This is a genomic window from Oleiphilus sp. HI0066 (assembly GCF_001635725.1).
Map to the genome: position 1 here is coordinate 1 of NZ_LWFH01000236.1, position 969 is coordinate 969.

Here is a 969-nt window from a genome sequence, read left to right on the forward strand (position 1 = left end):
ACGCTACGACTTAGTGCGAACGAATGCATTGAAAATTGTCTGTACGCTGGGCTTTACCATCGTTGCGCTATTGATATTTATCGTTAATGATCAAATTTTATGGTTGCCTGGATTAATTTTAGCTGTTGGCTCTATTGTTGGCGCTCATATTGCTGTAAAAATAACCATCAATCTGAGTCAAAAAACACTTAAGTGGTTTCTGTTTTTAATGACAATATTTGCAAGCGCCGCCGCGTTGCTTACTTAAACTGAATTTTGTAACTCATAGCGTGTGCTATCCAGAGATAATTATAAATACCTTGGAGGTCCTTCATGACATCAAATCAAAATACAACTGTATGCGTGACTGGCGCATCGGGGTTTATTGCTGCACATCTTGTTAAACAACTTCTTGAGCAAGGTTATAAAGTGCGCGCAACAGTACGCGGCACTGCGGATAAATATCCCTATTTAACCGAATTAGAGGGAGCGTTTGAGCGCCTAGAGTTCGTGCAAGCGGATTTGTTGCAAGAAGGTGCTTATGACCAGGTTGTTCAGGGTTGCGATTACGTGATGCACACTGCTAGCCCATACATTGTGAACGTCAAAGATTCTCAAAAAGAACTTGTCGATCCAGCGGTTAATGGAACATTGAATGTTCTCAAGGCCTGTCAAAAAACAGATTCGGTTAAACGTGTTGTTTTAACCTCATCTCTTGCGGCAATAACCGATGAGCCGAGAAACGATAAAACCTTTAGCGAAGAAGACTGGAATGAAAAGTCTAACTTAAAGCGCAATCCTTACTTTTATTCTAAGGTTCAAGCCGAAAAAGCCGCTTGGGATTACGTAGAAAAGAATAAAGACCAGTGTGACTTCGACTTAGTAACGATTAATCCTTTCATGGTAATCGGCCCGTCTCTCGGCCCAACACTGAATGAATCAAACAAAGTCATCAGAGATTTAATGCATGGTTTGTATCCAGTATTGATG

Annotated in this window: 2 protein-coding genes; both read left to right on the forward strand. The window is 40.9% G+C overall.

Translation table 11 applies throughout. The features are described 5' to 3' along the window. Positions 1-247, forward strand: a 247-nt coding sequence (locus A3738_RS03785; RefSeq protein ID WP_156503927.1) for a sulfite exporter TauE/SafE family protein, incomplete at its 5' end; no start/stop codon positions are given. 65 nt (positions 248-312) lie between these two features. After that, positions 313-969: SDR family NAD(P)-dependent oxidoreductase (locus tag A3738_RS03790; RefSeq protein ID WP_156503928.1), on the forward strand; the 657-nt coding region annotated here is incomplete at its 3' end.